Raw genomic sequence first — 7961 nt, 5'->3', positions numbered from 1 at the left:
TGGTGTGTTCGCGTCTTACACGTTTGGGGTCGTCCACTCCCCGGGGGCCCCCGCACCACGGCGGGCGGGGCCCCACCCACCACGGCGTCAGGCCCGAAAACGGCCGGAATCCGGCTCCGCTACCAGCGGTACCAGCGGCCGCTTCCGCTCTTGGGACGGGCGACGAAGCCGACCAGCCACAGCACCAGTACGACGATCGCGACCCACCAGAGAATCTTCAACGCGAAGCCCGCACCGAAGAGAAGCAGAACCAGCAGGAGCACAAGAAGCAGGGGGACCATATTATCAACCTCCGAATAGGTCTGTGCCCCGGACCTCTCCGCTCACACGCGCATTTTCCGGACGTCACCCGTATGCCGCGACACGATGACCCGACCGGCCCATGAAACGCCGACGCCGGCCGGTCCCGGAGTCCGGAGCCGACCGCCCCGCCCCATTTCCCGGAGACCCATTTCCCGGAGACCCACGAGGAATTGATCCGACGATTCCCGACCGTGTTCGCGATCGTCGACCGGTTTCGCGTCGTGGTTCATTCCCGGGGTGACAGGCCGTCGTCGACGGACACGTCCTCGGCTTCGAGCGCGATGCCGGAGTTCCTTGCCTGCTCCAGGATCAGGGCGGCGAAGTCGTCGTCGACATGGCCCGCGCCGACCGCGCTCGCGACGAGCTGAGCGGTGGCGGCGGCCAGCGGCATCGGGACCTCCAGCTCGCGGCCGGCGGAGAGTCCGAGCTCCAGGTCCTTGCGCAGCAGCGGCATGGTGAACGTCGGCCTGAAGTCCAGGTTGACCAGTGCGGGCGACTTGTAGCGGGTGTACGCCGAGCCCATCACGGAGTCGTTCAGGAACTCCAGGAAGGCGGCACGGCTGACACCGCCCTTCTCCGCGAGGACGGTGATCTCGGCGAGCGACTGGGTGACGACACCGAGGAAGACGTTGTGCGCGATCTTGACCAGCCGGGCCGCCTCGTCCTCGCCGACGTAGGTCACACCGCGCCCCAGCGGTGCCAGCAACGGCTCGACCCGGTCGAACACTTCACGGGAGCCGGACACCGCGATCGTCAGACCGCCCGACGCGATCACCTTCGGGTTCCCGCTCACCGGGGCGGCCAGGAAGTCCGTACCGCGCCGGGCGGCCTCTTCCCGGATCAGCGCGGAGGTGGCGGTGGACACCGTGGAACTGTCGATCAGGACCGCCGGCGCGCTGTCCGGCGAGGTCAGCAACCCGCCGGGGCCGGTGGTGACCGCCTGGAGGTCGGGCGAGGCGGAGACCATGGTGAAGACGACGTCCCGGTCGGCCAGATCGGCCGGCCGGTCGACGACCGTCGCGCCTCTCTCCGTGAGCGGCTCGGCCTTCGCGCGCGTCCTGTTCCAGACGGCCACGTCGTACCCCGCGTCCAGCAGCCGGGCGGCCAGTGGGAAGCCCATCCGACCGGTACCGATCCAGCCGATGCGCGGCGGGTCCTGGCTGACATGCGCCATCTCTGCACCTCGTTCCCGGAAGACCTCACGCGCGGAGCGGAGACCCTTCCCGGGTTCCGGTCGGTCACGGGTACGTGCGCCGCCGCCGGCGGTGACATCTCGGGCCGTAACACGGCTGACGCTCCGCGCGCCGGACCCGAACAGTGTGTCCGCATCCCATGCCGTACGCATCTCGGCATCCCATGCCGTACGCATCTCGGCATCCCATGCCGTACGCATCTCGGCCGTACCGCGGCCAGGCCCGTAGCGCCCTGCCCGCCACCGCGCACTCGCCCGCCGCCGACGGGGCTGCGCCTCGGCCGACGAGGCGCCCCTTCGACCAGGCCACCGGACCTGCCCTACGGACCTCCTCCCCGTCCGTGCGCCGGCCCTGCCGGACATGCACGCGTGCTCAACATGTGCCTAGATGTACGGAACGGGTGCTCTCGTGCCGCCGGTCCGTCGTGGCCCGCGGCCGCCCCCGGGCGGGTCGCCACGGAGAGGGAATCCCCGGTGGTCCCCTCCCCACTCGACTCGGCAAGAGGTGCGGTTGTGGTGCATCAGTGGACACGGCGCGAGGACGCGAGACTGCTCACCGGAAACGGCCGCTACGTCGCCGACATCGAGGTGCCGGACTGCCTCGACGCGGTGTTCGTCCGGTGCGGGACCGGTCACGGGCTGCTGCGCGCGGTCGACTGCCGTGCGGCCCGCGAGGTACCCGGCGTGGTGGGGGCCTGGTCCGCCGCCGACCTGACGGACATGCCCTCGTGCGCGCACGCGGCAGCCACGCTGCAGGACCTGCCTCCGGTACCGCACACCGTGCTCGCCGAACTGTCCTCGGACGACCTGGTCGCCGGCCGTGAGTGGCCGGCGCTGGTCAAGGAACGCGTCCGGTACGCGGGCGAGGCCGTCGCGGTCGTCCTGGGCGAGGACCGCTACCGGGCCGAGGACGGGGCGGCCGAGGTCACCTTCCGGGTCGACCCACTGCCCGCGATGGTCACGCCGGCCGCCGCGGCCTCGGACGAGACCCTGCTCTTCGAGGGCCTGAGCAACATCGCCCTGCGAGGCGAGACGGGCACGCCCATCGACGACGAGGTGTGGCGGGAAGCGGCCGCCGTGGTGGAGGGCCGCTACCGGCAGAACCTGCTGATGCCCACACCGATGGAGTGCCGGACGATCCTCGCCGTGCCCGAGGGGGACCGGCTGACGATCTGGTCAGGGCATCAGATGCCGCACCGGCTGCGCCGTGAGATGGCCGCGCTGCTGGGCTGGTCGGAGGATCGGATCCGGGTGGTGGTGCCGGACACCGGCGGCGCGTTCGGCGGCAAGAGCGCCTCGTTCCCCGAGTTCGTCGTGGTCGCCTTCCTCGCGGTCAGGCTCGGCCGGCCGGTCCGCTGGATCGAGGACCGTCTGGAGTCGATGAAGGTCGCCACGCGCGGCCGGGGCCAGGACCAGCGGGCCAGGCTGGCCGCCGACGCCGACGGACGCCTCCTCGCCTACGAGTTGCACATCGACGCGGACGTCGGCGCCTACCCGCACCTCGGGGTCGGACTGCCGATGCAGACCGCCTGGATGGCGACCGGCGCCTACCGCACGCCCCAGGTGCACGCGACGGTCCGCTCGATCCTCACCAACACCATGATCACGTATCCCTATCGGGGCGCCGGCCGGCCCGAGGCGGTGATCGCCCTCGAACGCTGCATGGACATGATGGCGAGGAAGCTGGGGATCGACCCGGCGGAGCTGCGCCGCCGCAACTTCATCCCGCCCGGGGACTTCCCGTACGCGACCCCCACCGGCCGGACCTACGACAGCGGTGCGTACGCCCGCGCGCTGGACCTGGCACTGGAGACCGTCGAGTACGGCACCTGGCGCGCCGAACAGGCCCGCCGCCGGAGCGACCCCACCGCCAAGCCCCTCGGCATCGGCCTCTCCTGCTACGTCGAGCGATCGGGCGGAGAACCGGGCGGGCTGCACGAGTTCGGCAGCATCGAGGTCGGTGCGGACGGCGTCATCACCGCCCGATGCGGGGGTGCCTCCAGCGGACAGAGCCACGAGACGGTGTTCCCCGCACTGGTCGCCAAGACCCTCGGTGTGGACGAGCAGAGGGTCCGGCTGATCGAGGGCGACACCGACGAACAGCCCGAGGGACTCGGCTCCTTCGCCAGCCGCACGGCCCAGGTCGCCGGGGCGATGCTGCAGCACGCCTCCCGACTCGTCATCGCGGAGGCCCGGCAGAGGGCCGCCACCCTGTGGGACCTGCCCCTGGAAGAGGTGGAGTGGGCCGACGGCACCGTCCACGCCGCCCACGACGGCTCGGCCGCCATGGACGTCAGTGAACTGGTCAAGGCCACCGGGCCACTGCGCGTGGAGGACCGCTTCGAGACGGGAATGGCGTTCCCGTTCGGCTCCCACGTCGCGGTGGCCGAAGTCGACCCGGAACTCGGCACCGTGGAACTGCTGAAGGTGGTGACGGTCGACGACTGCGGGGTCGTGCTCGATCCCGGGGTCGTCCGCGCCCAGGCCTTCGGGTCCGCGATCCAGGGCATCGGCCAGGCGCTGTACGAGGCCATCCCCTACGACGCCGACGGCACGCCCCTGCTGGCGAACGGTCTGCTGGACTACCTGCTGCCGACCTACACCGAAGTACCGCCCATCGAGGTCAAGGACACCTGCACGCCGAGCCCCAGCTCACCCCTGGGAGCCAAGGGCGCCGGGGAGTCGGGCTGCATCGGGCTGCCGGCCGCGATCGTCAACGCCGTGGTCGACGCGCTCCGTCCGGCCGACGCCGACCTGTTGCAGATGCCGCTCACCCCGGACGTGGTCTGGCGCGCGGCCCGGGCCCCGAAACTGGAGGAGGACCGGTGAAGCCCGCCGCCTTCGACTACGTCGCACCCCGCACGGTGCCCGAGGCCGTCGACGCCCTGGGCAACGGTGGCCGCAAGGCCCAGGTCCTGGCCGGAGGCCAGAGCCTGCTCCTGGAGATGCACCTGGAGCGCGTGCGGCCCGACCTGGTCGTCGACATCAACCGCATCCCGGAACTCGACACCCTGCGGGTCGTCGACGGCACACTGCGGGTCGGCGCCCTGGTCAGGCACCACGTCTTCGAGTCCGCGGCGGCCGTACCGGGTCCCCTCGGCTCCTTGTTCGCCCGCGCCGTCGTCAACATCGCGCACCCGCCGATCCGGGCCCGGGGCACCATGGTGGGCAGCTTCGGCTGGGGCCACCCCGCGTCCGAGTGGTGCGCCATCGCGATGGCACTGGACGCCGACATCCACCTGCGAGGTCCGCGGGGCGTCCGCACCGTCGCGGCCCGCGACTACTTCCACGGCCCCCTCAAGACGGACCGCCGCCCCGGCGAACTGATCACCTCCGTGAGCTATCCCCTGCTCGCCGACCACACCGGCGTCGGCTTCATCGAACACCGCCGCACCCACTTCTGCTTCGCCCAGGTCGCCGTCGCCGCCGTCCTCACCGTGCACGACGGAGTCATCCGGGAAGCCCGGATCGGACTGGTCAACTGCGCCGACCGGCCTCTGCGGGCGCACGCCGCCGAACAGGCCCTGACCGGCGTCGAGATCGGCACCCCGACCGACGGATACCAGCTTCCCGACGACCATCCGTTCGCCCGCGCGGGCCGCATCGCGGCGGAGCAGGACGCCGCACCCCTCGCGGAGCCGTACGCGGACCTCGAATACCGCCGGCACGCCATCGCCGTCGTGGCCGCCAGAACCCTGTGCCAGGCGGCCGACGACCACCGGTGCCGCGTCGCCGGAGCCAAGGGAGACAGCCCATGAAGATCACGCTCACCGTGAACGGCGAGGAGTTCCCGCTCGACGTGGAGCCCCGGCGGATCCTGGCGGACGTACTGCGGGAGGACTGCCGGCTGACCGGCACCCACCTGGGCTGCGAGCACGGTGTGTGCGGCGCGTGCACCGTGCTCGTGGACGGCGAGGCGGTACGTTCCTGTCTGATGCTCGCCGTGCAGTGCGACGGCAGCTCGGTCCGGACCGTGGAAGGGCTGGCCGGCCCGGACGGCGAGCCCAGCGCGCTCCAGCGGGCCTTCTCCGCCGAACGCGCCTTGCAGTGCGGCTTCTGCACTCCCGGATTCCTGATGGTCGCCGCCGGGGCCCTGGAGGCGGACCCCGGCCTCGCCGATCACCCCGAGCGCGTGGATCACGTCGTCGGGTCCAACATCTGCCGCTGCACCGGCTACGAACCCATCCGTCGCGCGGTGGTGCGGGCGGCGCGGGAACAGCAGGAGCCCGTGACCTGAGCCCGTCCCGTCCCCGTCCCGGCGGTGGTGAGGAGGGGTCCACGTCCCCGGTGTCCACGCATCCGCCACAGCAGAGGTGTGCCATGTCCGAGACGAACGCGTTCACAGCCCTGGTCATCGGTGGATCGGTGGGCGGTCTGGCGGCCGCGCACGAACTGCGGGCCGTGGGCGCCAAGGTCGCCGTCTACGAACGGTCGGCGGGCCAGACGTCGGCACGCGGCGCCGGCATCGTCATGCAGCCCGAGGTCGACGCACTGCTGAACCGCCTCGGCCGGACCGCGTCCTCGGTGAGCGTCGAACTGCACGAACGTCAGCAGCTGGACGCGCGCGGCAGGGCGGCGCGGCACGGGGCTCCGCAGCTCATGACCGCGTGGGACACCCTCTACCGCGCGCTGCGGGAACCCCTGTCCGGGGTCTGCTACCGGCAGGACAGCACTCTCAGACGCGTACAGGTGAGCGGTCACGACGTCACGGCCGAGTTCTCGGACGGGCACTCCGCGCACGGCAACTTCCTGGTGGGCGCCGACGGAATCGGATCGGCCACCCGCATGCTGCTCGACTCCGTCACCCGTCCCGAGTACGCCGGCTACGTGGCCTGGCGCGGCCTCGAACCCGAGTCCGCGCTGCCGGGTGATCTGCTGGACCTTCTCGCGGGCCGCTTCACGTTCTTCACGTCCAGCGGAATGCAGATGCTGTGCTACCTGGTTCCGGGGGCCGACGGTGAGCAGGAGGAGGGCTCCCGGCGCGTGAACTGGGTCTGGTACGTGAACGTCACCGAGCCGGATCTGCCGCGGCTGCTCACCGGCCGCTCCGGAAGCCACTTCGCGCACTTCCTGCCGCCGGGCGAGTTGCCGCCCGGGACCGCCGATGAGATCACCCGGCAGGCCGACGTCTCGCTGCCGCCGCCCTTCGCCGAACTGGTGCACCGGTCGGACGTCTTCATGCAACCGGTGTTCGACCTCGCGCCCGGACGCATGGTGGCCGACCACGCGGCGCTGATCGGCGACGCGGCAGGCACGGTCCGGCCCCACACCGCCTCGGGAACCTCCAAGGCGTTCGGCGACGCCGCCGGCCTGGCGGCCGCCCTGCGCGGGTGGACCCCGACCCGGCCGCTGCCCGCGTCCGAGCTGGAGCACTGGGAGCTGCGGCGCCTCGACCGCTTCCTCACCTTGTCCGAGGCCGGGTTCGATCTGGCGGTGAGATCCACGCTGGGCGCCGGGAGGGGGAGCCAGTTCTTCGGCTCCGGCTGACCGAGACGGCGTACGACTCGCCGGGTGGCCGCGTCCCGCGAAGGGCCTGGCTTGACGCGACTGATTGAAACTTCTACGGTTACACCCCGGGGTCGTAACAAATATTGTTACGACGAATCAGTGGAGGACGTCATGGGTCAGCTCACCGGCAAGGTCGCGCTCGTCACGGGAGGCACCACGGGCATCGGCCTCGCCGCCGCCAAGCGTTTCGCCGCCGAGGGCGCGCAGGTGTACGTCACCGGCCGCCGCAAGCCGGAGCTGGACGCGGCCGTCCAGGACATCGGTTCGGGCGCCGTGGGGGTCCAGGGGGACATCGCCGACCTCGCCGACCTGGACCGGCTCTACGCGACCGTCGAGCAGGACGGCCGCCGCATCGACGTCCTGTTCGCCAACGCGGGCGGCGGTGAGTTCGCCCGGCTGGAGGAGGTCACCGAGGAACACTTCGACCAGACCTTCGGCGTCAACGTCCGCGGCCTGCTGTTCACCGTCCAGAAGGCCCTGCCGCTGCTCAACGAGGGCGCCTCGGTGATCGTCCCGGGCTCCACGGCCGCGGCGTCCGGCGCCGAGGCGTTCGGTGTGTACGCCGCGACCAAGGCCGCCGTCCGCTCCCTCGCCCGCACCTGGGCCAACGAGCTCAAGGGCCGGGGCATCCGGGTCAACGTCATCGTGCCGGGCCCGATCGACACCCCGGGTATCGCCGGCCTCGCTCCCGACGCGGAGCAGGCCGGACAGCTCAAGGGCTTCCTGGCGAGCCAGGTCCCGCTGGGCCGCATGGGGCACACCGACGAGGTGGCCGGCGCCGTGCTGTTCCTCGCCTCCGACCAGAGCAGCTTCACCACCGGTTCCGAGCTCCACGTCGACGGCGGCCTGAACCAGGTCTGAGTTCCGCCACGACGGCGGGGTCTGCCGAACCCCCGGCCCGGGCGGGTGGGGGGCGCCCCCCGCCCCCCCGCGGCCGGCGCGGCGTGGGCGGGGGGCC

7 protein-coding genes are annotated in these 7961 nt (G+C 71.8%); 5 read left to right on the top strand and 2 right to left on the bottom strand.

Features of this window, described 5'->3' with window-relative positions:
- Positions 1 to 119: 119 nt before the first annotated feature.
- A complete protein-coding gene (locus tag ACFV2J_RS01985) occupies positions 120 to 281 on the bottom strand; it encodes a hydrophobic protein (RefSeq protein ID WP_168525801.1) in 162 nt (53 codons plus the stop codon).
- A 248-nt stretch (positions 282 to 529) separates the two neighbouring features.
- Entirely contained in the window at positions 530 to 1477 is a 948-nt protein-coding gene (locus ACFV2J_RS01980) for an NAD(P)-dependent oxidoreductase (RefSeq protein ID WP_385093188.1), read from the bottom strand.
- A 534-nt stretch (positions 1478 to 2011) separates the two neighbouring features.
- On the opposite strand from ACFV2J_RS01980, the gene ACFV2J_RS01975 reads away from it, so the two are divergent.
- The 5 genes from ACFV2J_RS01975 to ACFV2J_RS01955 all read left to right on the top strand — a co-directional run bounded on the left by ACFV2J_RS01975 (position 2012) and on the right by ACFV2J_RS01955 (position 7864).
- On the top strand, positions 2012 to 4324 hold the full coding sequence (locus ACFV2J_RS01975) for a xanthine dehydrogenase family protein molybdopterin-binding subunit (RefSeq protein WP_385436956.1): 2313 nt from the start codon (positions 2012 to 2014) through the stop codon (positions 4322 to 4324).
- Positions 4321 to 5253 carry an FAD binding domain-containing protein gene (locus tag ACFV2J_RS01970; RefSeq protein WP_385093182.1) on the top strand — a complete coding sequence of 311 codons (933 nt, stop codon included), beginning with the start codon at positions 4321 to 4323 and terminating at the stop codon, positions 5251 to 5253. Before ACFV2J_RS01975 ends, ACFV2J_RS01970 begins: the two co-directional genes overlap by 4 nt.
- Positions 5250 to 5732, top strand: a complete 483-nt coding sequence (locus ACFV2J_RS01965; protein ID WP_385093179.1) for a (2Fe-2S)-binding protein — start codon at positions 5250 to 5252, stop codon at positions 5730 to 5732. The genes ACFV2J_RS01970 and ACFV2J_RS01965 overlap by 4 nt, the downstream gene beginning before the upstream one ends.
- 83 nt (positions 5733 to 5815) lie before the next feature.
- Positions 5816 to 6982, top strand: a complete 1167-nt coding sequence (locus ACFV2J_RS01960; protein ID WP_385093177.1) for an FAD-dependent monooxygenase — start codon at positions 5816 to 5818, stop codon at positions 6980 to 6982.
- Positions 6983 to 7114: 132 nt separating this feature from the next.
- On the top strand, positions 7115 to 7864 hold the full coding sequence (locus tag ACFV2J_RS01955) for an SDR family oxidoreductase (RefSeq protein ID WP_385436952.1): 750 nt from the start codon (positions 7115 to 7117) through the stop codon (positions 7862 to 7864).
- Positions 7865 to 7961 lie beyond the last annotated feature (97 nt).

Source organism: Streptomyces sp. NPDC059668 (assembly GCF_042734135.1).
In the GTDB taxonomy this organism is placed as follows: Bacteria; Actinomycetota; Actinomycetes; order Streptomycetales; family Streptomycetaceae; genus Streptomyces.
The sequence above is the reverse complement of the archived record's forward strand: the minus strand, read 5'-3'. Positions and strand labels throughout refer to the sequence as shown.

What these genes read in the sequence shown, in the direction of transcription:
- ACFV2J_RS01985 (WP_168525801.1), bottom strand. Translation starts at nt 281, where the DNA reads ATGGTCCCCCTGCTTCTTGTGCTCCTGCTGGTTCTGCTTCTCTTCGGT.
- ACFV2J_RS01980 (WP_385093188.1), bottom strand. Translation starts at nt 1,477, where the DNA reads ATGGCGCATGTCAGCCAGGACCCGCCGCGCATCGGCTGGATCGGTACC.
- ACFV2J_RS01965 (WP_385093179.1), top strand. Translation starts at nt 5,250, where the DNA reads ATGAAGATCACGCTCACCGTGAACGGCGAGGAGTTCCCGCTCGACGTG.
- ACFV2J_RS01960 (WP_385093177.1), top strand. Translation starts at nt 5,816, where the DNA reads ATGTCCGAGACGAACGCGTTCACAGCCCTGGTCATCGGTGGATCGGTG.
- ACFV2J_RS01955 (WP_385436952.1), top strand. Translation starts at nt 7,115, where the DNA reads ATGGGTCAGCTCACCGGCAAGGTCGCGCTCGTCACGGGAGGCACCACG.